Annotated in this window: 20 protein-coding genes; 7 read left to right on the top strand and 13 right to left on the bottom strand. The window is 63.9% G+C overall.

All coding sequences use genetic code 11. The features are described 5' to 3' along the window. The first annotated feature begins 21 nt into the window (after positions 1-21). The 3 genes from OSC37_RS00285 to OSC37_RS00275 all read left to right on the top strand — a co-directional run bounded on the left by OSC37_RS00285 (position 22) and on the right by OSC37_RS00275 (position 2232). The gene (locus OSC37_RS00285; RefSeq protein WP_267162606.1) at positions 22-747 is read left to right on the top strand and encodes a nucleoside phosphorylase; all 726 of its coding nucleotides are present in this window, start codon (positions 22-24) and stop codon (positions 745-747) included. 44 nt (positions 748-791) lie between these two features. Continuing rightward, complete coding sequence (locus OSC37_RS00280) at positions 792-1460, top strand: potassium channel family protein (protein WP_267162605.1); 669 nt, start codon at positions 792-794, stop codon at positions 1458-1460. 178 nt (positions 1461-1638) lie between these two features. Continuing rightward, positions 1639-2232: a DUF7384 family protein gene (locus OSC37_RS00275; RefSeq protein ID WP_368409491.1), complete on the top strand. Its 594-nt coding sequence runs from the start codon at positions 1639-1641 to the stop codon at positions 2230-2232. Here the strand turns inward: OSC37_RS00275 and OSC37_RS00270 are convergent, their stop codons facing one another. The 5 genes from OSC37_RS00270 to OSC37_RS00250 are packed head-to-tail and all read right to left on the bottom strand — an operon-like array spanning position 2233 to position 7673. After that, complete coding sequence (locus OSC37_RS00270; RefSeq protein ID WP_267162604.1) at positions 2233-2880, bottom strand: non-canonical purine NTP pyrophosphatase; 648 nt, start codon at positions 2878-2880, stop codon at positions 2233-2235. A gap of 37 nt (positions 2881-2917) precedes the next feature. Next, on the bottom strand, positions 2918-3190 hold the full coding sequence (locus OSC37_RS00265; protein WP_267162603.1) for a DUF5808 domain-containing protein: 273 nt from the start codon (positions 3188-3190) through the stop codon (positions 2918-2920). A 35-nt stretch (positions 3191-3225) separates the two neighbouring features. After that, positions 3226-5556, bottom strand: coding sequence for a DUF2298 domain-containing protein (locus OSC37_RS00260; protein WP_267162602.1), 2331 nt, complete (start codon positions 5554-5556; stop codon positions 3226-3228). 56 nt (positions 5557-5612) lie between these two features. Continuing rightward, positions 5613-7205: a bifunctional N(6)-L-threonylcarbamoyladenine synthase/serine/threonine protein kinase gene (locus OSC37_RS00255; RefSeq protein ID WP_267162601.1), complete on the bottom strand. Its 1593-nt coding sequence runs from the start codon at positions 7203-7205 to the stop codon at positions 5613-5615. A gap of 45 nt (positions 7206-7250) precedes the next feature. After that, positions 7251-7673: a universal stress protein gene (locus OSC37_RS00250; RefSeq protein ID WP_267162600.1), complete on the bottom strand. Its 423-nt coding sequence runs from the start codon at positions 7671-7673 to the stop codon at positions 7251-7253. An 84-nt stretch (positions 7674-7757) separates the two neighbouring features. Between OSC37_RS00250 and OSC37_RS00245 the strand changes: the two genes are divergently transcribed. After that, complete coding sequence (locus tag OSC37_RS00245; RefSeq protein WP_267162599.1) at positions 7758-8816, top strand: NAD(P)-dependent glycerol-1-phosphate dehydrogenase; 1059 nt, start codon at positions 7758-7760, stop codon at positions 8814-8816. A 1-nt stretch (position 8817) separates the two neighbouring features. On the opposite strand, the gene OSC37_RS00240 is transcribed toward OSC37_RS00245, so the two are convergent. Then, entirely contained in the window at positions 8818-9291 is a 474-nt protein-coding gene (locus OSC37_RS00240) for a hypothetical protein (protein WP_267162598.1), read from the bottom strand. Between the two features lie 132 nt (positions 9292-9423). On the opposite strand from OSC37_RS00240, the gene gatE reads away from it, so the two are divergent. Continuing rightward, positions 9424-11292 carry a Glu-tRNA(Gln) amidotransferase subunit GatE gene (gene gatE, locus OSC37_RS00235; protein WP_267162597.1) on the top strand — a complete coding sequence of 623 codons (1869 nt, stop codon included), beginning with the start codon at positions 9424-9426 and terminating at the stop codon, positions 11290-11292. 146 nt (positions 11293-11438) lie between these two features. On the opposite strand, the gene OSC37_RS00230 is transcribed toward gatE, so the two are convergent. Continuing rightward, the gene (locus OSC37_RS00230; RefSeq protein ID WP_267162596.1) at positions 11439-12491 is read right to left on the bottom strand and encodes a PH domain-containing protein; all 1053 of its coding nucleotides are present in this window, start codon (positions 12489-12491) and stop codon (positions 11439-11441) included. A 106-nt stretch (positions 12492-12597) separates the two neighbouring features. Between OSC37_RS00230 and OSC37_RS00225 the strand changes: the two genes are divergently transcribed. Then, the gene (locus tag OSC37_RS00225; RefSeq protein ID WP_267162595.1) at positions 12598-13110 is read left to right on the top strand and encodes a DUF3592 domain-containing protein; all 513 of its coding nucleotides are present in this window, start codon (positions 12598-12600) and stop codon (positions 13108-13110) included. A 24-nt stretch (positions 13111-13134) separates the two neighbouring features. On the opposite strand, the gene OSC37_RS00220 is transcribed toward OSC37_RS00225, so the two are convergent. Next, the gene (locus tag OSC37_RS00220) at positions 13135-13890 is read right to left on the bottom strand and encodes an RNA methyltransferase (RefSeq protein WP_267162594.1); all 756 of its coding nucleotides are present in this window, start codon (positions 13888-13890) and stop codon (positions 13135-13137) included. A gap of 311 nt (positions 13891-14201) precedes the next feature. Between OSC37_RS00220 and OSC37_RS00215 the strand changes: the two genes are divergently transcribed. Further along, complete coding sequence (locus OSC37_RS00215; protein WP_267162593.1) at positions 14202-14918, top strand: 6-hydroxymethylpterin diphosphokinase MptE-like protein; 717 nt, start codon at positions 14202-14204, stop codon at positions 14916-14918. Here the strand turns inward: OSC37_RS00215 and OSC37_RS00210 are convergent, their stop codons facing one another. From OSC37_RS00210 to OSC37_RS00190, 5 genes are all read right to left on the bottom strand, one after another. After that, on the bottom strand, positions 14919-16397 hold the full coding sequence (locus OSC37_RS00210) for a class I adenylate-forming enzyme family protein (RefSeq protein WP_267162592.1): 1479 nt from the start codon (positions 16395-16397) through the stop codon (positions 14919-14921). Further along, positions 16394-17419, bottom strand: coding sequence for an o-succinylbenzoate synthase (menC, locus tag OSC37_RS00205; RefSeq protein ID WP_368409490.1), 1026 nt, complete (start codon positions 17417-17419; stop codon positions 16394-16396). The genes OSC37_RS00210 and menC overlap by 4 nt, the downstream gene beginning before the upstream one ends. After that, the gene (locus OSC37_RS00200; RefSeq protein WP_267162591.1) at positions 17416-18372 is read right to left on the bottom strand and encodes a 1,4-dihydroxy-2-naphthoate polyprenyltransferase; all 957 of its coding nucleotides are present in this window, start codon (positions 18370-18372) and stop codon (positions 17416-17418) included. Before OSC37_RS00200 ends, menC begins: the two co-directional genes overlap by 4 nt. A 54-nt stretch (positions 18373-18426) precedes the next feature. Then, on the bottom strand, positions 18427-19647 hold the full coding sequence (locus tag OSC37_RS00195) for a CaiB/BaiF CoA transferase family protein (protein ID WP_267162587.1): 1221 nt from the start codon (positions 19645-19647) through the stop codon (positions 18427-18429). 63 nt (positions 19648-19710) lie between these two features. Continuing rightward, positions 19711-20553, bottom strand: coding sequence for a ribose-phosphate diphosphokinase (locus OSC37_RS00190; protein WP_267162586.1), 843 nt, complete (start codon positions 20551-20553; stop codon positions 19711-19713). Position 20554: the final 1 nt, after the last annotated feature.

The following is a 20554-nucleotide window of genomic DNA, read 5'->3' as shown; positions in this document are numbered from 1 at the left end:
TCCGAGGACTGAACTGCGGGTATGGCGAAACAGCCCCACTTGCTTGTCGAAGCGGGAGAGTTGACAGATATCGCACTCGTTCCCGGTGACCCCGGACGTGTCGACCGTATCGCAGAACACTGTACGGATGTCGAGACAGTTGCAAGCAACCGCGAGTACAAGGTCGTCAACGCGACCTACGACGACCGACAGCTGACAATCTGTTCGACCGGTATCGGTGCGCCATCAGCGGCGATTGCCGCCGAGGAACTCGAAAGCGTCGGTGTCGAGACGGTCCTCCGTGTCGGCACCTGTGGCGCGCTCCAGTCCGACATCGAGATTGGTGATATGATTGTCGCGACCGGCGCGGCAAAGGACGAGGGGACGAGCAAGCGCTACGAGAGCGCGACCCTGCCCGCCGTTGCACACCACGAGGTGCTCTCGGAGCTGACGGCTGTTGCGAGAGGGCGTGACGAACCCGTCCACGTCGGCCCAATCGCGACAGACGACGCGTTCTACGCCGAGACAGAAGAGTACATCCAGGAGTGGGAAGACGCAGGAATGCTCGCCGTCGAGATGGAAGCTGCCGCGCTGTTCACCCTCGCGCGACGGAAGGGGATGCGGGCTGGTGCCATCTGCACCGTCGACGGCAACCTCGTCGAGGGAACCCAGAAAGGCGAGACCGAAGACAACGAGCTCCCCGAAAAGGCAAAGAACAACGTCGAACGCGCAATCAAACTGGCACTGGAAGCGACAACAGAACTCTGAGAGATAGCCCCAGTGTTTTTAATGAGGCCGTTGTACAGAGAAGCATGAACTTCATCATTGTCGGGTTCGGCCGCGTCGGAATGCGAAACGCCAGGACACTTCGCAACGAGGGCCACGAGGTTACCATCGTCGACAGCGACAGAGAGCGCGTCGAACGAGCCGAGGATGAGGGATTCACCGTCGTCGAAGGTGATGGCGGCGACGAGCACGTCCTTGAGGACGCAGGTATTACCGACGCCGATGGGCTCGGTGCGCTGACGGGCGACCTCAATACGAACTTCTCGGCCTGTGTCGTCGGAGACGCACACGGCTGTCGGACGGTCCTGCGGGTCAACGAGGACTTCAGCGAGGAGCTCTACGAGCGATACACCGACAGCGTCGACGAGGTCATCTACCCCGAACGCCTCGGCGCAGCAGGGGCGAAGACGGCGCTTCTGGGCGGGGATTTCACTGTTATCGCGGACCTGACCGAGCGACTCTCGGTGGCGAGCGTCCAGATTCCTGAGGGCTCCCCAGCTATCGGCGACCGAGTCATCGAAATCGATCTACCAGACGAAGCGCGTATCTACGCACACGGCCGCGAGGACGAGTCGATGACGATTCCGCTGCCCCAGACCAGAGTCGAGGCGGGGGATTCGCTTGCGGTGATGGCCGATCCGGAACTGCTCGCCGAGGTACGCGGGACACTCCGCGGCGAGGAACTGTCGGCCTGAGCCCAAAAGGTGGGTTCAGGGATTCGGGCGCGCTGTGGAAGGATGGGAGTTGTGGGTGTGTGTAATCGTCGGTGCGCGCCCGTCTGGTGGCTCTTCTCGCTTGTACATAAACTTCCGTCAGACAGAGGTATGACGCCGCGGTCGGTTGCTTTTTGTGGGCCGGTTGCCTGGTTTCGATATGTCCTGGGCAGGGCTGTTCGAGCGAGCAACAGCGTATGCGACGACAGCGCAAGCAATTCAGCGCAGGCGGCCGGCCGTACGAGATGTCGAACCGACAGCCGGAAACACTGACAAGGACGAGAGAACTCCAGAGTCTGGATTCCGCGTCGTCGCGGACGCAGATGTCCTCGCAGCAGACCTGCTCGTCGGGGGTGGGGCCAGAGATGCCCTCGACCATGTGCGACGGCACTCTTGGGTCCACCTCGTCGCCAGCGACAACCTACTTGCACAGGCCCGTGCGCTGATCGGCGAATTTGCACCCTCCGAGCTGGCCGAGGAGTGGTACACGACGGTGGCAGACGACCGCCTAGGCGTCGAGCATCCTCCCGAGGATCACCCGGCTCTCGCCTCTGCGTACCGCGGCGACGCGAATCACCTACTGACACTCGACGGCGAGCTGACGGGTGCCGGAGCGAACCTCTCGCTCCAGTCACACATGTCGGTCAGCATCCGGTCGCCAGACGCATTCGAGATGCTGTTCGATCCCGAGCCGGTGTACGAAAGCGAATTTGAAGCGCCCTATCCCGGCCCGGATAGAGACCCGCGGCAGTAATTACCGGTCGGCCTGACCGTACCAGTCAGCAAACTTCGCCAGCGCGCGGCCGCGATGCGAGATGGCGTTTTTCTCCTCAGTCCCCATCTCAGCGAACGTTGCTCCATCGTACTCGAAAATTGGGTCGTAGCCGAAGCCACCCTCACCGCGTGGCTCGACTATCTGTCCGCGGACGACACCCTCAAAGAGCTTCACCGGCACCGCGCCCGAATCGACCTGTTCGTCGGTCGTCGCGCTCGCCCGCTCCTCGGCCGCGAGGTCCTGGCCGCGGCGCTCGGTATCGACTGGCTCGGGGGTCGCCTCGAAGGAATCGCCGTCACAGTAGGCAACAACGCCCCGGAAGGCCGCGCGCTGGGACTCTTCGGCACGCGCGAGGTCGGCGACCCGTTCGATGCCGAGTTTGTCCTCAACGTACGACGAGAATGGTCCGGGGAAACCATCGAAGGCCTCGATGGTGAGCCCAGAGTCGTCGACGACGACAGGCTCACCGAGGTGGTCGTAGGCGGCGCGTGCGCCGTAGGCTGCAACCGTCTTGAGGTTCTCTGCCTGTGGCTCAGGGTAGTCGAACGCGACCTGTTCGACGGATTCGTCGAGGTATTCGCGTGCCTCCGCGACCTTCCCGGGGTTCGTCGTGACGAAGGTGACCATACGCCCTCTCTGGCGTGGCGCTGAAAATAGGCGTCGATTAGTCGACGACGACCTCGACGGGCTCGTCGTCGGCTTCATCGGTCGCCTCGTCGTCGCTCCGTTCCTGCTGGAACAACAGCGCGCCAGCGACCGCGAGCACAATCCAGGACCGCCAGTTTGCGAGGTTCAGCGTGTAGCCGATGCCGAACTCCTTCTCGACAAGCATTCCCTCGTCTGGTTGCCAGTGGCCGGAGAGAAGCCGTTTGAGGTCCGGGCGCTCGAAGTTGTACGGGATACCGAACAGTTCGCCAGAGGTCGGTTTGTCGGACATATCAGAGGATACGTCAGCCGGCATTAAGATGGTTACTATGGGAGTCTCGTCTCGTTGACCGCGTAAATGGTGACTGCCTCGTTCGAAAACTTCTCCCTGATACCTGCTATCTGGTCGAACGCGTTGATGTCGTCGTAGTTCTCGCGCTCGGTCGGACCGACGTAGATGTACTCGATATCGTAGCGGTCGACGATAGCCGTCGCGTTCGCGAGCGGGCCAGTGTAGAGCGCGTCGATATCTGACGCTCGCCGCTCGAAGGCTGCCGCTCCGCGATACCCCTCTTGATGGTCCCAGCCGACGACGGTCGCGGCCCCGGTGAACACCGACGTCGAGGAACTCCAGCTGTAGGTTCGCCGAGTCGGGCTCTCCGCAATCGTCGGCTGACCCTGGTCGTCGAGCCAGTACAGACCCTCCATCTCCGCCTGTTTGAACGTGTCGTGGACGGCTAGCCCATCGAGCGAGCCGTCCTCGGGCGAGAGAATGTCGGCGTTTTTGTGTATCGCAATCCCTGCAAACGGAAGACTGGTCGCGACGAGTACAGCGACTAGCAAGACCGCAAGGGCCGCCGGAATCGTCCGCCGGACCGCACTCTCCCTGGAGATTTCCGCGTCGTCGACCGCCTGTCGGACCGAGCGGAGTCGCTCGACTCCCTGCGAGAGGAGCAACGCGGCGGCTCCACCAGCAGCCAGTCCTGCGAGCGTCCACCCCTGGACGGCCACCTTCAGCGTGGTGTTCCAGCGGACCCGCTCGAAGGGGTACACCTTCGCGTGCACCAGCTCCAGTGCGAGCAACAGCCCGAGGCCGGACACCAGCAACACCGCAGTAAAGCCCGCCCTGTCGGTGCGGACGAGCCACCACGCGACCAAGAGAACGGCGACCAGAAGCGCGGTCACGGCAAACGAGGTGAGAAAGCCGACCAACAGTCCGACGAGGAGCGCAACCCCCACAGCGAGGTGAGTCGAGGACAACGCAGAGAGCGGACGACTCCTGGAGCCGAGATAGCCCGCGAACAGGACGAGAATCCCGCCGTAGAGGACAAGGAACGTATCGAGCGGCGTCCGCGGCGGCAGAAAGCCGATTCCCTCGTTGGTCGGCACCTGGCCAAAAATTAGGAACGGCGAGGCGATAGCGACGCCGACAATGCCGACCGGGACCGCCAACACGGCAGCGAGGACGACCCGCCAGGCCTCGGCGGGCAGTCGCTGTCCCAGGCTCTCCGTCTCGGGGACAAGCGCGTCAGCGACGCCCTCGGGTAACAACGAGGCAGGGTGTGGGTCGGCGGCCGCGAGCGCCAGCCACGCGAGACCGACAGCCGTCGGGAGTGCCCAGGTGTTCATGAATCCGAACACGCCCGCGACCAGTCCAAGTCCACCGTAGAGCACTCCGAGACGACGATAGCGCTGTTCGGCCGGCGTCAAGTAGTAGCTGAACGCGAGTGCCGCCGCGAGGACGATATACCCCGTCGAGAGCGTGTGTCCGTGGAGGTCAGCCTTGATGAACGAGTAGAAGGGAAACTCGTGGAGACCACCCTCAGCGGCGTATCGCTCGTAGAACCAGAGCCAGTCGCCGGTGCCGCCCTGGGAGGCGATGGCTTCCTCAAGGGACATGCCGCGTTCCTCGATGAGTCCACGAAAGACCGGCTCGCCGTACTCACGTGCCGTCTCGTCGGGGAGGCGACCGAACAGTTGCCGGAGGAACGTGACCGACGTGCCCGCGAGGGCGACGAAGACGGCACCGAACAGCCCGCCGAGGTGGAAGGACCGCCCCCGATTTTCGACGACCGCGCCGACGAGTCCGTACGCGCTCACGAACAAGACGGCATAGAACGTCGTCAGCCCGAGATAGTAGCCGTACCGGAGTTCCGTTCCCGTCAGCATCGACAGCGTCGCGACCTGAAGCTGTGTGCCGTAGTAGTACCGGAGCGGTTCGCCGGCGAACCAGAAGTCCTCGGGCGGGAGCGTGCCGGCATCGACGAGCGCGTTCGTCAGGCCGTAGTGGAGAAACTGTTCGCCGCCCTGTGGCGTTATCGCCGTCGTGTGGGCGACGTAGAACGCGAACAGGAGAAAGCCCGCGAGAAAAACCCCGTAGGCACTCGCGACCGTTCGCCACTCGGGAACGTAGCCCGCACGGTAGACAAGCGCCGAAAGCCCCCAGACAACGAGAACGCCGAAGATGATAGTGTGGAGGCCAAACGTGATCTGTCCGACGAGAAAGACGACAGTCGCCAGGACGGCGAGCGTCACCGGGAGCGAGAATGCTGCGCCGCGTCTGGGCAGTCGAGCGAAGATAGCTGTCGTGAGAGGGGCACCGATAGCGGTCAATAGAGCGAGGACGACACTCCACTTGACCAGAAGGACGTACTCCATCACCGGATGGACACAGTGCCGGCGATAAATACTTTTTCTTGCGGTTCTCGGTCAGGTTACTGGTATCTGCCCCGTCCCTCAATCTCGTCGAGCTGGTCGAGGACACTCTCGTCTCCGACCTCGGCGTACGCCCGGGTCGCAGCCGCGATGAGCCGACCGGCGTCGTCGGTCGTCCCCGCGAGACTCTGTGCGAAGACGTGGAGGTCCATCGCGTAATCCTCGGGCGCGTCCGTGTGATAGCCCAGGCCGAAATCGATGAGAAAGACCGTCTCGTCGCCGACCCTGACGTTTCGCGTCGTGGGGTCGCCGTGGACGAATCCGTCCTGGTGAATGCGCGCCAGGTGACGGGCCGTCGTCTTGACCGTATCAGTGTCAAGAGCAGCCCGGAGGTCTCTGTCGCCGACGTGCTGGAAGATGAGAGTCGACTCCTCGAGGTCGATATCCCGGACCAGTGGCGTCGGAACCCCTGCTTTGCGAGCGGCCTGGGTCAGGCGTGCCTCCTGTCTGGTCCGGCGTCTGCGGAGTCGTCCGTCGAGCGTCGGATGGCGATACTCACGGGGGTTCCGGCATTTGATTACGCGGTCACCCGCTCGCCGGACAGTCGCTTCGGCCCCTGTAACCGTCTCATCCTCGCCAGGAGCGACAGCGACCGTCTCGTCGTCGTCTCGCCAGGAGACCGCGACCTCATCGGGCCGGAAGTTTGAGTCGATGCCCGACTCCTCGATTGCAAGCGTATCGCCGGCCGCGTACATCTTTGCGCCCAGCACGGCAATCATGCCGGCGTTGTCACGGAGAAATCGGTCCTCCGGGGCAAAGAAGTCGGCTCCGCGCTGCTCGCACATCGAGGCCAGCATCGACTGCAAGCGTTGGTTCTGTCCGACGCCGCCGCCCAACACGAGCTCGGAGCTGCCAGTCAGTGAGAGCGCACGCTCGGAGACCTCTGTCAGCATCGCGAAGATGTTCTCCTGGAGACCGTGACAGACGTCCTCGACCGGGGCCTCGTCGTCGACGGCGTCTTTGGCCGCGGACATGATACCCGAAAACGAGAAATCCATCCCCTTGACGACGTAGGGTAACTCGACGTAGGAGCCGTCGGCCGCGGCCTGTTCGACCTTCGGCCCGCCGGGATGCGACCAGCCGACGTGGCGGGTGAATTTGTCGAGAGCGTTGCCAACGCCAGTGTCCATCGTCTCGCCGAGGACACGGTAACGGCCGTTGCGGTAGCCGAGCACGTGGGCGTTGGCACCGCTGGTGTTGAGACAGACCGGCGACGAGAGGCCAGACTGGTGGCGGCCGATTTCGAGGTGGGCGACCATGTGGTTGACGCCGACCAGCGGGACGTCGAGACGCTGTGCCAGTGCGCGCGCGGTCGTGCCAGCGAGGCGGAGACAGGGGCCGAGACCCGGGCCACGCGAGAACGCGACGGCGTCAATCTCGCCGTCGGCCGTTTCGAGGACCGATTCGGCGACCGTCGGAAGATGTTCGGACATGTGCTCGGCGGCTTCGCGGGGGTGGAGCCCGCCGCTTTCGGGCTGGTAGGCTTCGGTTTCGATGTGGACCAAGTCCGACGCCCCGTCGTAAAGCGCCGCGCTCGCTGCCCACGCTGTCCCCTCGATGCCAAGTACGCGAACGTCGCTTGCCGAGCCCATACTCTAAGCGTACTGGCGTGGGGAACCGAAAAGACGACTTCGATATCAGTACGACCTGACCAGATGGAGGTCGTAGGTCTCGTCGGTGGTAATCTCGCCGAATGGCGTCCGGTAGTCGGTTCCTTCTTGCTCGGCTGCGCCGACGTAGACCGCGCTCGCCTCAACCTCGTGGGCGGCCTGGCGGATGTGGCCGCCAACCCCGTTCTCGACGGTCGCGCCTGAATCGAGGAAGTTACGCTCTGACTCATCAGTCGTCTCATCAATCTTGCGCTTGAGTTCCGCCCGGGCCGAGTCGATAGCGAAATCTTCCTGGGGCTGTATCCATTTGCGGCGTTCGGCGTATTCGGCACCAGTCGGAATGAACGTGACTGCGACGACTTCTTTTTCGAGCGCCTTGCCGTGTTCGACCGCGCGGTCGAGTGCTGCTTCGGAAACGGGTGAGCCATCGTACGGAACTAGAAAGACCATGCCCGCATCTATGATACTGGAGCTATATCAATCTATGCAGGACAACCCTCAGTACTTAACTGGGTCGGCAGGGAAGGCCCCAGTATGTTCGAAAAGTCGACGTGGATTCGGTTACCCCGGAACGTGGTCGTCGGGCACGGAGTACTCGACCAGACTGGGGAAGCCATCTCCGACCTCCATCTCGGCGGGACTCCCCTGGTGGTGACCAGTCCGACACCCAGAGAAGTGGCTGGGGACCGCGTCCACCGGGAGCTGGCGGAACTCGGGGAGACTCCAGAGATGGTCATTGTTGAGGAGGCCAGCTTCGACGAGATAGAGCGCGTTATCGACGTTGTCGAGGAGATGAATCCGGGATACCTCGTCGGCGTCGGCGGCGGGAAAGCAATCGATATCGCCAAGATGGCAGCCGCCGACCAGGGTCTCGGCTTTGTCTCGGTCCCGACGGCCGCCAGTCACGACGGTATCGTCTCCGGCCGCGGGTCGGTTCCTGACGGTGGGAACCGCCACAGTGTCGCCGCCGACCCGCCGCTTGCGGTCGTTGCCGACACCGAAATTCTCGCAGACGCCCCGTGGCGGCTGACGACTGCCGGCTGTGCCGACATCATCTCGAACTACACCGCCGTCCGGGACTGGCAACTCGCTAACCGACTCCAGAATACAGAATACTCCCGGTACGCCGGGGCGCTCTCGCGGATGACCGCCGAGATGCTCGTCGAGAACGCGGACTCGCTGAAGCCGGGGCTCGAACAGTCGGCGTGGGTCGTCGTCAAGGCGCTCGTCTCCTCGGGTGTTGCGATGAGTATCGCCGACTCCTCACGGCCGGCAAGCGGGGCCGAACACCTCTTCTCACATCAACTCGACCGACTCGCGCCGGGCGAGGCCCTGCACGGCCACCAGGTCGGCGTCGGCTCGATACTGACAGCGTACCTCCAGGACGGCGAACACGGCGAGTTCCAGAACATCCGGAGTGCGCTGGCCACTATCGGCGCGCCGACGACTGCCGAGGAGTTAGGTATCGACGAAGACACTGTGCTGGAGGCGCTGACCACAGCCCACGAGATACGGGACCGGTACACGATTTTGGGCAACGGTATCGACAGAGACGCCGCTCGAGAGGCTGCGACGGCCACCGGCGTCCTCTAACTCAGGGTGTCACTATCTCCGGAAGCTCCGCACTCGAATGCCAGACCACATCAGACGTCGGCGAGCCGCTCTGGTGGGAGGCCTTGAAGACGACAGCGAGTCGAAAGACCGTCTCGTGGTCGGAATCGGTGTCGTGGATACCGAGAATCGTGGCCTGCTCGATATCCTCGATTCGAGGGACGATGCCGGTCGACTCTTCGACGGCGTCGGCTGTCACACGCTCGATGTTGCCCTCGCTCGTCCGCGCAGAGGGTAAGACAAGGTCGCCTTCATCGAGGTGCAAGACCTGGCCCTCCTCGTTTTCCACCTTCACGTAGCTATCGACGCTTCCCGCATCAGCGCGCTCGCGCTCGCGCTGGTATTCGTCAACAGAGACGGCCACTGTCGTCTGGTTGACCGGAAACGACTGATGTGACTGCTCGAGTGCCGAGAGGTACTCCTCGACAGTTTCCTGGGACTGCTCCACCACTCCCATGGGCCAACCTGTTGTTACTGTGTGATAAATCTAGTGACCAGTCTCGGAATCTAAAACTGGAGTCGGCAGTTCGCCGTCAGCGTAGCCGTCCGATAGTACGTTTTTTGAGCGTCGGTATCACAGACACATACAATGAGTGAACTCGACTACGCACAACTGGGCCTGGTTGCGGGGTTAGAAATCCACCAGCAACTCGATACAGAGACAAAGCTGTTCTGTTCCTGCCCGACGGAACTGCGCGAACCCGAGGAGGCGAGCCGCCGGTTCACCCGATATCTCCATCCGACGAAAAGCGAACTCGGCGAACTCGACCAGGCCGCCCTCGAAGAGAGTCGCGTCGACCGCGAGTTCGAGTATCTCTCGTATGACTCCACCTGTCTCGTCGAAGAGGACGACGAACCCCCAAGGCGAGTCGACGACGAGGGGCTTTCGACCGCACTGGAGATCGCACAGCTTCTGGAGATGCGAGCGGTCGACCAGATCCACGTCATGCGGAAGATTGTTGTTGACGGGTCGAACACCTCCGGCTTCCAGCGGACGATGCAGGTCGCCGTCGACGGCGAGATTGAAACCTCCGAAGGCCCTGTGGGTATCGAGGACCTGATGCTCGAAGAGGAGAGCGCACAGCGCATCGAAGAGACAGCAGAAGGCGTCCGGTACAGCCTCGACCGGCTCGGCATCCCCCTGGTCGAAATCGGTACCCGGCCCGACATCCGGACGCCCGAACAGGCCAGAGAGGCAGCCGAACAAATCGGGATGTACCTGCGCTCGACGGGCCAGGTCAAACGTGGTCTCGGTACCATCCGACAGGACGTGAACGTCTCCATCGAGGACGGCGCACGGGTCGAAATCAAGGGCGTCCAGAGTCTTGACGACATCGACGATATCGTGCGAAACGAGGCACGCAGACAGGTGGAGCTGCTCGATATTGCCGAGACGCTCCAGGAGCGGGACGCGGGCGTTGGCGACGTAACGGATATCTCGGACGTGCTGGCAGACAGCGACAGCGGCGTCATCCAGGGCGCGCTCTCGGGCAACGGCGCAGTCAAAGCTGTCGTCCTGCACGGGTTCGACGGTATCGTCGGCCGCGAACTGCTTCCGGACAGACGGCTCGGGACCGAGCTCGCAGATCACGCAAAGCGCCACGGTGCAGGCGGAATCTTCCACACCGACGAACTCCCGGCCTACGGCATCACCGACGAGGAAGTCGAAGCGGTCGCCGAGGCCGTCGGTGCGGGGCCAGACGATGCGGTCGCATTGGTCGCCGACGATGAGGAGACCGCGAGCCTCGCCATCGATGCCGTCGCCGAGCGGGCCGAAACCGCAATCGAGGGCGTGCCAGAGGAGACCCGCGGCGCGAACGAGGACGGTATGACGCGGTATCTCCGCCCGCTCCCCGGTGCGGCCCGGATGTATCCAGAGACTGACGTGCCGCCGGTCGAGCCCGACCCGGCCGCAGTCGAGACGCCGGAGCTGTTGACCGAGCGGGTACAGCGGTACCAGGACGCGTTCGGCCTCGACGAAACGCTTGCCGAGCAGGTCGCCTACGGCCGCCGAATGGGGCAGTTCGAGCGTGCAGTCGAGATGGGCGTTGACCCGACGCTGGCGGCCGGCACGCTGGAATCGACAGTGACCGAGCTCCGGCGCGACGACGTACCCGTCGAACGGCTGACCGACGACCACTTCGACGAGTTATTCGAGTTGCTCGCCGACGGAGAGCTTGCAAAGGAGGGAGTCCCGAATCTGCTCGCCGCACTGGCAGAACAGCCTGACCTCTCGGCGACAGAAGCAGCCGAGCAGGAGGGGCTGGGAAGTGCCGCCGAAGACGAGGTCCGGGAAGCAGTCGTCGAGGTCATCGAGCGAAACACGGACCAGGTCGAGTCCGAGGGGATGGGTGCGTTCTCGGCGCTGATGGGCGAGTGTATGGGCGCGCTCCGTGGCAAAGCCGACGGCGACGTGGTGAGTGACGTGCTCCGGGAGGAGATTCAGCGGCGGGCCTAGCCCCACGCGACGCGCTTGGAGGCGAGTCCGCCGACCAGAAACGCCAGCGGCCCACCGAGAACGACAAAACACAGCGCGGGGCTGAGAGACATGAACAGTACGTTTGATAGGTGAGCGATACCGCCTGCACCAGACCGTGCTAACTTTTAATCGCGGGCTGCAGACCCAGCAGCAGCCATCCCGTCTGCGAGATGCGAACACAGACGGTCGACAGCCGAGATGTACCGGATAGAGAGCAAGACCTCCCCGTCGGCATCGATCAACTCGACCCGTGTGCGGGCAGTCTCCGTTGACGCCTCCGGCACGTGGCTGGGCGTGTCCGTTGCCAGCAGAGAGACACCGTCTCCGGTGAAGCCGAGTCGACCGACAGAATCGTGGACAAGAACGTCGTCCACGTCGTCGAACGCGACCGCCGTCGTCGACGCGCTGCCGACCTCTTCGACCCTCTCCTCGTAGACCTCGTACGTTCGGTCGTCGTATCGCCGGAAGATGGCAGCCCCACGAATGAGAACAGCCCCGGCCACGAGACCGACGCCGAGGAGAAGTCCCTGTGCGGTAGAGTACCCCTGGCCCTGGAGCGCCGCAGCGAGAAAGACGGTAGGCACGAACCCAAAAAGCGGGCCGGCGAGAGCGCCGCGGGTGACTGAGGTCGTCACGGCAGCGAGGGGGTCCGGATCGACAGAGAGCCGGGGAGTCGACCGCGATTCGCCCTCGTCACGCAGACGGTCGTACACTGCGTTTGGGTTGGTAACGAACCGAAGCCGCATCGCCTCGTTTTGTCCTGTTTCCGAGGCGTCCTGGTCGTTGATGCGGATCGTCCCGACATCGAAGAACTGCTGGAACGTCGACTGCGAGAGGTGGACGTCGGTTATTTCGTCGTAGGGGAGTGCACGTGTCTTCATCCGTAACAGCCCACGGTGCTCGACTACCTCGTCGTCTGTGAGCTTGTACCGACGACGACTGTACCCGAGGACCGCAAGCGCCAGGACGAGACAGAGGGTTACCGGAGCTACCCCGAGAGCCACGACCATTCGGACCGACGACAGCGGACCAAAGAACGCGCCCGTCCACTCCCAGAATTCGACCAGATAGAGGTACGCGAAGGCCGCGAAGACGAGACCAAGAACACCGCCACGGATGGCTGCACCCGGGAGCACGGCGACCGGCGACGAGTTCGCGGCCTCTGGTCTACGCTCCATAGCAGAACCCGTTCGCGCACCCGGATAAAAGCTGGTGACCAGATTGCAGCCGACCTCCGCCTGCCTGTCCACAAATACTATGCAGCGCGGTTCTGAAACACCGGGTATGTCCTCGGGGTCGGGCGGACGGGCAGGGTTTCTCGTCGTCCTCGCGCTCGTAGTCGTCGGGGGTGGTCTCGCGACCGTCGGCTGGGTAGACTACGCCCGGACGAACGAGATAGTCGCCAGCGCCGAGGAAACGGAGGTCACAGTTCTGGAATCGTCTCTCAGCGAGTCGGGCGGGCCGGCGGAGGACCGTTCGTATACGGTCACCATCGTCTACGAGTACGAGGTCGACGGACAGACCTATCAGAGTTCGAGCGTCCGCCCCGGCCTCTCGGACCGGTCGTACTCACAGCGGCGGCGAGCACAGACCCTGGCCGATAAGTACCCAGTTGGGGAGAGACGCACGGGCTACGTCCACCCCAACGAGCCCGACCAGTCCTACCTGGAACAGCCGTCGCGGGCGGACCGGCTCCGAGACAACGCCCTCAACGCCGGAACGGTAGCCGTCGGGGGGTTGATTTTCCTGCTGAGCAGCGTCGGAGCGGTTCGGATGGCGGCAGGAATCGACAGGTGACGGTATCACCGGTTCTGGGCGTTCTCATTCGTCCTCCTCGGGCGTCCAGTCGGCGCTTCGTTCAGCCCCTCGGCGGAGCAGCCCCTGGAGGGTGCTCGTCTCTCGTGGTGTCGGGTGTGCTCTACCGAGTAGCCGGCGGAACATTCTCGCCGCCTTGTCGCGCTTTGGCTCGGGGTGGTCGACTGCGGCAACGTACTCCTCGAACTGCTCGAACAGCCGTTCGAGGTCGGCCTCGTCGGCTCGTTCGTGGAGAGAGTCAGGGTGTTGTGACTCCTCGACTGTCAGCTCGCGGAGTTCGTACAGCGTGATAGTCGCGGCCTGGCCGAGATTGAGCGACGGGTACTCCTCGCTCGCGGGAATCGAACAGAGTGCGTCGATGCGAGCGAGTTCGTCGTTTGTCAGACCGACCCGCTCGCGGCCGAAGACGAGAGCCACATCTGCGTCGACCCCACCGAGGTGCTCCGTGAGTTCGTCCGGCGTCATCGCGGGATACCGCACGTGGTTTCTGGCGTCCTCGTTCGTGGTCGCCGTACAGCCAATCGTGTAGTAGTTCTCGACCAGGTTGTCGAAGGAAATCTCGGTTGCCTCCGGGAGAATGTCCTCGCGAGCACGGCCGGCAAAGCCGTAGGCCTCTCCCTCTGGGTCGAGCGCCGGCGGGTCGACGAGCAACAGCTCGGAGAGCCCGAAGTTCTTCATTGCGCGGGCAATCGTCCCAACGTTTCCCGGCGTCTCAGCGTCGACGACGGCCACCGCTATCCCTCCGAACGACTCTGTTGTCATTGCTCGTATCTGGGACAGCGTCACGCAAAAGCAACATGATACATTCATCGGTCACCGGCAGCGTTCCCGGTGTTAGACGGCCACAGCACGCACACCATGACATTAGATACCACAACACATGATACTGCTGTTCGGTAAGAAAGCTTATACCGGAAGAGCATAAAACGACGGATGACGGCCGAAAGGGCACATGGGCAGGGGTGTCTTGTGCCATTTCGGCTCAACCCGGTTTATATGAAGGAAAGACAGGTAGCGACAGCTACATTATCGACACAGCCCAGAGGTCAGACAGTGACCGATTGGGTGCAATCATGAACTTCGAGACGTGGGAGCCGGTCTACGGGCAAATTCTCGACGACTTCGGGTACCCCAGAGAAGGCGACCAGCGGGCACGCGAGGCCCTTCGAGAGCTGGTCGAGGACCAGACGGACGGCAACGCCACAGCCGCCGTCGAGGAGACACTCGCCGGATTGGCGTTCGAGGGTGAGACGGTAGCAGTCGCAGGCGGCGCGCCGGGACTGGAAGACGACCTCGTGGCCATCGAGCGGGCGTCGGTCGTCGTAGCAGCGTCCAACGCTGCGGAAACCCTCCGCACACTCGGCGTCGATGTCGACTGCATGGTGACCGACCTCGACAAGGTGCCGGAGACAGCCCAGGAGTTGGCCACAGAGGGTGTTCCGGTCGCCGTCCACGCCCACGGTGACAACATCGACGTTATCGAGTCTATCGTGCCGGCGTTCGATATCGAGTCGGTGATTCCGACAACACAGGCCCGTCCGACTGGGCCGGTCTACAACTTCGGCGGGTTCACCGACGGCGACCGGGCGGCGTTTCTCGCAGACGCGATGGGTGCCGAGCGACTCCTGTTTCCGGGCTGGGAGTTCGACGACGAGACAGTCACCGCCGAGAAGCGACAGAAGCTCGCCTGGGCCGCGCGACTGCTTCGCTGGCTCGAACGCCGGCGAGACGAGCAGTTTGCGCTCCTGGACGGGCGGCGTACAGAACTGGATGTGAGTTCCTTCGGGTAGTTACTCCGAGAACCGCTCGCGGACGGCCGCTCGGTCGATAGTGCCGGAGGCGGTGCGCGGAAGTGACTCTTCGAAGATGAGCTGTTTGGGAACCTTGTGGCGGGCCAACTGGTCTCGGCAGACCTGTCTGAGTGTCTCGCTGTCGGGCTCTGCTCGGTCTGCCGGAACGACGAGCGCGACGACACGCTGGCCCCACTCGTCGTCCTCGACGCCGACGACTGCGGCCGCAGCGACGCTGTGATGCTCGGCGAGTACGTCGGCCACCTCTGTGGGCGAGACGAGTTCGCCGCCGGTGTTGATGACCTCGTCGACGCGGCCGGTCACCCAGAGCCGGCCATCCCGGTCACGGTATCCGAGGTCGCCCGTGTGAAAGCCGTAGTCTCCGAAGGCGTCGGCCGTCTCGGCGTCGTCGAGATAGCCGGGCGTCACGGTCGGACCGTCGACGACGATTTCGCCGCTCTCGCCCGGCCCGACCGGCTCTCCATCCGCGAGAATCGTGAGGGTCGTCCCCTGGAGCGGCTGACCGACGGTATCTGGGTACTCTCTGAGCGTCTCGGGGCGGGCTGTCGCAATCTGTGAGGCCGTTTCGGTCATCCCGTAGGTGGGGTAGACCGGAACGTTCGCCCCGGCAGCTCGCTCCAATAGCTCGGCGGTCGCCGGGGCACCACCCAGCAGAACCGTCTCCAGCGTCTCGGCGGGACGCCAGCCGCCATCGAGCAGGCATTTGAGCTGTGTCGGAACGAGTGAGACCCTCGTTATTCCCTGACTGTCGAGCAGATTCGCCGTCTCTGTTGTCTCGAAGGAGTGCTGGAGAACAAGCGTCGTTCCGTAGTGGACACATCGCACCGCCGGCGCGAGCCCGCCCATGTGCGAGACCGGTAGACAACAGAGCCACCGGTCGCTCGGGTCGACACCCAGCCGGAACGCCGACGCCGTCGCGCTCGACAGCAGATTCCCGAACGTCAGCCTGACCCCCTTCGGTCGGCCGGTCGTCCCCGAGGTGAACAGCACAAGCGCCGTCTCGTCGGGTCCCCACCGCGCTCTGGGTTCCTGCATCTCGTGTTTCTCAGCGCCGGCCAGTGACCCCGCATCCAGAGACGGACACGACAGCGCGTCACCGCCACTCTGGTTCTTGCCGACGGTTACGGCATCCAGGTCCGCGATTGCCGCGTTCCGTGCCAGCTCCTCGTCGGTGAGCTCCGTGTGGAGGCCAACGGCGGTCCACCCAAGCTCCCAGAGGGCGTACAGCGTCGTGACAAAGCTCGCAGTTGGTGCGTGGAGGTAGCCGACGCGGGGCCGGTCGGCTGACAACCCCTCGTGGGCTGAGAGTGCCTGGACCCTCTCGTCGACAGCCGCCGCGAGCTCCCGGTAGGTCAGTCGCCTCCCGTCGGTCGGGTCGTGTAGCGCAATCCTGTCGGGAGTCGTCCGTGCCCGTACCCGGAGGGGACTCTCCGTAGGCCAGTCGACGCCGTGTGTCATTGCAGCCGCTCCGGAAGCCCGAGACCCGCCCGCTGTGGAACGAGAATCTCTCCGTTCTCGACCGGTGCGGAGTCGGGGCCGAGATCGGTCTCCAGAAGCGATGCGGTCGCGAGACCACACGGAGATACGTCGGGAATCGCGGCGGCGACGTGGACTGCCCCAGTCCGCGCGACCACTGCGTCGACCGTGTTCGAGACGATGGGTTCGATCCCGGCTTCCCGCGCCCGACGGGCTGTGTCGACCGTCAGGTCGGGGCCACCGATTACCATCGGCTTCAGGACGACCACGTCTGCGGCGTCCGCCGCGACGATCTCCTCGATACTGTAGGCGGCCAGGGACTCATCAAGGGCAATGTCGACGGGACCAGAGAGCTCCGCGTGGGCGTCGAGTTCGGTCTTCGGAAGCGGCTGTTCCAGATAGGAGACATCGAGCGCCGCAAGCGAGTCGAGCGCTTTCTGGGCCTGTTCGGGCGTCCAGGCACCGTTTGCATCGACACGGAGTGCCACGTCTGCGCCAACGGCATCTCTGATGGCCCGGACGCGTTCGATGTCCTCCTCGACGCCGTTGCTCCCGACTTTGAGCTTGAGCGTCTCGAATCCCTCTTCGACGGCGCGTACGGCCGCTTCGCCGGCCGCTTCGGGTCCTGTCGAGGAGCCGAGCGTCGCGTTGACTGGAACCGTCTCGACGAACTCACCACCCAGGGCACGGTACAGCGACCAGTCCTCGGCCCTGGCGCGTGCCTCCGCAAACGCAAGCGAGAGGCCGTGGCGGGCAGCCGGCGCGTCCATCCTCCCGAGGGCGATACCCGGGTCCAGCTCGTCGGCCACTGCGCTGGCCCGCTCCAGGGCCTCACGACAGGCCTCGTAGGACTCGGTCCAGCCCGGCAGTGGTGTCGCCTCACCCACGCCGTAGTGGCCGTCGTACTCGACTGTGACCAACAGTCCGTTCCGTTCCCGAATCGGCCCCCTCGCGGTATCGAGTGGCTCGGAGAGCCTGACCTGGAACGGGTCGATGTCAATCATGCAATCACCTGACTCCCGGCCAGCGCAGCCGTCAACAGGACTGCATAGACCGCAAACAGCTTTCCAGTCTGTTCCAGTGCAGGGTTGAGCGCGTCACCGTCAGTCCGCGTACAGACCACCCTGGCGACACGGACTGCCAGTGGTAGCGACAGAAAGACGACCAGCACCGCCGGCGTATACCCCAGGCCAAGCCAGAGGACGACCGGCACGAGATAGGCCGCCCCGACCAAAGCGAGATATTCGACCCGTGACCAGCGGTAGCCAAGCATGACCGCAAGCGTTCGTTTGCCTGCTTTCTTGTCGGTCTCCCGGTCACGGATGTTGTTGACGACGAGGATAGTCGTCGAGAGGCCACCAGCCGCCACGCCAGCCAGCACAGCGCCCGCCGTCACGGTCGCAGGTGGTACCCAGAGCGGCAGCGGTGCCTCGCCGAGCGCGACTACCGCCTGGACGTAGTAGGTCCCGGCCACAGCGATGAGGCCGAAATAGAGGAAGACAAAGAGATCGCCAAGGCCGTAGTAGCCGTACGGGTACGGGCCGCCGGTGTACAACAGGCCGGCGAGGATGCTCGACAGGCCGACGACGACGATGGGGAGTCCGCCGACGTACACCAGCGAGACACCCACGACCAGCGCGAGGGCGTAGGTACCGGCCATCGCCTGTTTGACCCGCGTAGGCTCGATGAGACCGCCCGCGGTGACGCGGGTGAACCCCTCACGTTCCTCGGTGTCGGCTCCGTTGACGGCGTCGTAGTAGTCGTTCGCGAAGTTCGTCCCGACCTGGATGAGAAGCGCACCGACGAGCGCACCGATGGCAGGCCACGGCTCGAAGATGCCGTCGGCCACGGCCAGCCCGATGCCGATGAGAACGGGTGCCCCGCCAGCCGGGAGTGTCTGGGGCCGCATCGCGGCTAGCCAGGCCTCCCGACGAGAGGTCTCGACGGTCGCTGTCATTGGTACTACTTCTGTACGCGAGACCCAAAGCCACTACGGTTGTGTGCCTGTGAGTTACACGATGTCGTTCTCGTGGAGCGACTCGATGTCTGCCGCCGAGTAGCCAAACTCCGCGAGAATCTCGTCAGTCTGTTCGCCGAGCAGAGGCGGATGTTGGTCGAAGGCAGTCGCCATCCCTGTGAAGTTCATCGGCGTCCCGGGCATCTCGACCTCGCCGACCGTGGGATGGTCGATGCTCCGGCGCATGTTACGGGCCTCGACCTGCCGGTGTGAGAACACGTCGGCCATGTCGTTGACCGCCGTCGCAGGCACGTCGTGGTCGTGGAGTATCTCGACGATTTCGTCGGTGGTGTAGGCCTCGATCTCAGCCGTGAGGATTGCTTCGAGCTCCTCTCGGTTGGTGACCCGTTTTTCGTTGGTTACAAAGCGGTCGTCGTCGGCCAGGTCCTCGCGGTCGAGTGCCGCACAGAACCGCGGCCAGATGTGTTCAGAGGCACAGGCGACGACCACCCAGTCGTCTTTGGTCGGGAACGCCTGGTACGGCGTGATTGTGGGGTGGCGACTGCCCATCCGGCCCGGCGACTCGCCGTCTGCGAAGTAGTACGACGCCATGTAGGTCTGCCAGGCGACCATCGTATCGAAGAGACTCACCTCGATGCGTTCGCCGCCGGCATCGGCAAACTCTCGGCGGAACAGGCTCGCGAGAATCGCCTGTGTCGCGTACATCCCGGCTCCGATGTCGGCGATGGCGACGCCGACGCGAACCGGTTCCGAGTCGGGTTCGCCGGTAATCGACATCATCCCGCCCTCGGCCTGCATGATGAGGTCGTATGCCGGGCGGTGTTTGTCTGGGCCAGTCTCACCGTAGCCGCTGATCTTGCAGTAGACCAGGTCGGGATTGTCCGGCTTGAGGTCCTCGTATCCCAGGCCCCACTCGGCCATCTTGCCGACCCGGAAGTTCTCGACGAGCACGTCGGCCTCGCTTGCGAGGTCGCGGAACACCTCACGACCCTCCTCGCTGGCGAGGTTGAGCGTCACCGAGCGTTTGTTTCGGTTGATGCTGAGGTAGTAGGCTGCCTCCTCGGAGTCGCCGTATGTCGGCGGCGTCCAGCCGCGGGTCTGGTCGCCGGTATCAGGACGTTCTATCTTGATTACATCTGCGCCCAGGTCGCCGAGTTGCATTGTACAGAACGGCCCAGAGAGAACGCGCGACGCGTCGAGGACGGTGACCCCCTCCAAGGGTTCGGTTCCGTCGGCTGTCGGCTGTGGTGTCATGGTTCTCCCTCCGTCGTTCTCCCTAATCAAAGGCGGGTGTCTCGGTCGGTCCCAGACAGCCTGTCACAGGCGGCTTGCTATCGCAGGGGCGACGCTCACGTCACTCTCCGGCGTTTCGATGGTATCAGTCCCGATGACGGTCTCGACGCCCGCTCGTGCGAGCTTGAGGCGGGCGTTCTCTGCCAGCAGCGGGTGGACACAGGTCACCGTCACGCTGTCTGCGCCGCGCCTGTCGAGAACTGTGACCGATTCGCTCATCGTCGTCCCCGTGGCGATGATGTCATCGACGAGGACCACATCTCGTCCCTCGACGCTCGCGTCGCTGGGCTCGATCTCTACGTCTGACCCGGAGTGGCGGGTCTTCTCGAAGTGGTCTGTCTCACCGGCCCCGTACGCGTCTCGGACCGTCTCGACGAGGTCGATAGCGCCGCTGTCGGGTGCGAGAAAGAGCGGGTCGGTCAGCCCCGATAGCGGGCCCGCAAGCTGTGCCGAGCCGTCGACAGTTCGGGCCGGCACGTCGAAGAAGTCACAGACGGCCTCCTCGTGTGGGTTCACCGTCAGCACCCTGTCGGTCCCCGTCGAGATTGCCCGCGCTACCGCACGGGCAGAGACCGGCTCGCCAGCGTCGAAGGCCCTGTCCTGGCGGGCATATCCCATGTAGGGGATAACAGTCGTCACATCGGTTGCGCCGGCCTCGCGAGCAGCGTCCTGTAGCTGGAGCAGTTCGACGTGGCTACTATCCGAGACTGTCGATGCAACGACGACAGCCCGGTCGGCTTCCGCTCCGACCTGTACTGTCTGTTCGCCGTCGGGAAATGTATCGAAGGAGACCGGAGCCAGTTCCATGCCGGTCTCCTCGGCCAGCGCAACGGCGAGACGCTGGCTGTTCGACCCAGAGACAATCATG

The organism is Halovenus salina, assembly GCF_026410925.1.
In the GTDB taxonomy this organism is placed as follows: domain Archaea; phylum Halobacteriota; class Halobacteria; order Halobacteriales; family Haloarculaceae; genus Halovenus; species Halovenus salina.
The sequence above is the reverse complement of the archived record's forward strand: the minus strand, read 5'-3'. Positions and strand labels throughout refer to the sequence as shown.

Bases quoted from the DNA above. Each gene is read 5' to 3' on its own strand.
- OSC37_RS00265 (WP_267162603.1), bottom strand. From the start codon at position 3,190: ATGTCCGACAAACCGACCTCTGGCGAACTGTTCGGTATCCCGTACAAC.
- OSC37_RS00190 (WP_267162586.1), bottom strand. From the start codon at position 20,553: ATGATTGTCTCTGGGTCGAACAGCCAGCGTCTCGCCGTTGCGCTGGCC.
- OSC37_RS00245 (WP_267162599.1), top strand. From the start codon at position 7,758: ATGTTCGAAAAGTCGACGTGGATTCGGTTACCCCGGAACGTGGTCGTC.
- OSC37_RS00230 (WP_267162596.1), bottom strand. From the start codon at position 12,491: ATGGAGCGTAGACCAGAGGCCGCGAACTCGTCGCCGGTCGCCGTGCTC.
- OSC37_RS00220 (WP_267162594.1), bottom strand. From the start codon at position 13,890: ATGACAACAGAGTCGTTCGGAGGGATAGCGGTGGCCGTCGTCGACGCT.
- OSC37_RS00240 (WP_267162598.1), bottom strand. From the start codon at position 9,291: ATGGGAGTGGTGGAGCAGTCCCAGGAAACTGTCGAGGAGTACCTCTCG.
- OSC37_RS00250 (WP_267162600.1), bottom strand. From the start codon at position 7,673: ATGGTCTTTCTAGTTCCGTACGATGGCTCACCCGTTTCCGAAGCAGCA.
- OSC37_RS00195 (WP_267162587.1), bottom strand. From the start codon at position 19,647: ATGACACCACAGCCGACAGCCGACGGAACCGAACCCTTGGAGGGGGTC.
- OSC37_RS00260 (WP_267162602.1), bottom strand. From the start codon at position 5,556: ATGGAGTACGTCCTTCTGGTCAAGTGGAGTGTCGTCCTCGCTCTATTG.
- OSC37_RS00215 (WP_267162593.1), top strand. From the start codon at position 14,202: ATGAACTTCGAGACGTGGGAGCCGGTCTACGGGCAAATTCTCGACGAC.
- menC (WP_368409490.1), bottom strand. From the start codon at position 17,419: ATGATTGACATCGACCCGTTCCAGGTCAGGCTCTCCGAGCCACTCGAT.
- OSC37_RS00285 (WP_267162606.1), top strand. From the start codon at position 22: ATGGCGAAACAGCCCCACTTGCTTGTCGAAGCGGGAGAGTTGACAGAT.
- OSC37_RS00255 (WP_267162601.1), bottom strand. From the start codon at position 7,205: ATGGGCTCGGCAAGCGACGTTCGCGTACTTGGCATCGAGGGGACAGCG.
- OSC37_RS00225 (WP_267162595.1), top strand. From the start codon at position 12,598: ATGTCCTCGGGGTCGGGCGGACGGGCAGGGTTTCTCGTCGTCCTCGCG.
- OSC37_RS00275 (WP_368409491.1), top strand. From the start codon at position 1,639: ATGTCCTGGGCAGGGCTGTTCGAGCGAGCAACAGCGTATGCGACGACA.
- OSC37_RS00270 (WP_267162604.1), bottom strand. From the start codon at position 2,880: ATGGTCACCTTCGTCACGACGAACCCCGGGAAGGTCGCGGAGGCACGC.
- OSC37_RS00200 (WP_267162591.1), bottom strand. From the start codon at position 18,372: ATGACAGCGACCGTCGAGACCTCTCGTCGGGAGGCCTGGCTAGCCGCG.
- OSC37_RS00280 (WP_267162605.1), top strand. From the start codon at position 792: ATGAACTTCATCATTGTCGGGTTCGGCCGCGTCGGAATGCGAAACGCC.
- OSC37_RS00210 (WP_267162592.1), bottom strand. From the start codon at position 16,397: ATGACACACGGCGTCGACTGGCCTACGGAGAGTCCCCTCCGGGTACGG.
- gatE (WP_267162597.1), top strand. From the start codon at position 9,424: ATGAGTGAACTCGACTACGCACAACTGGGCCTGGTTGCGGGGTTAGAA.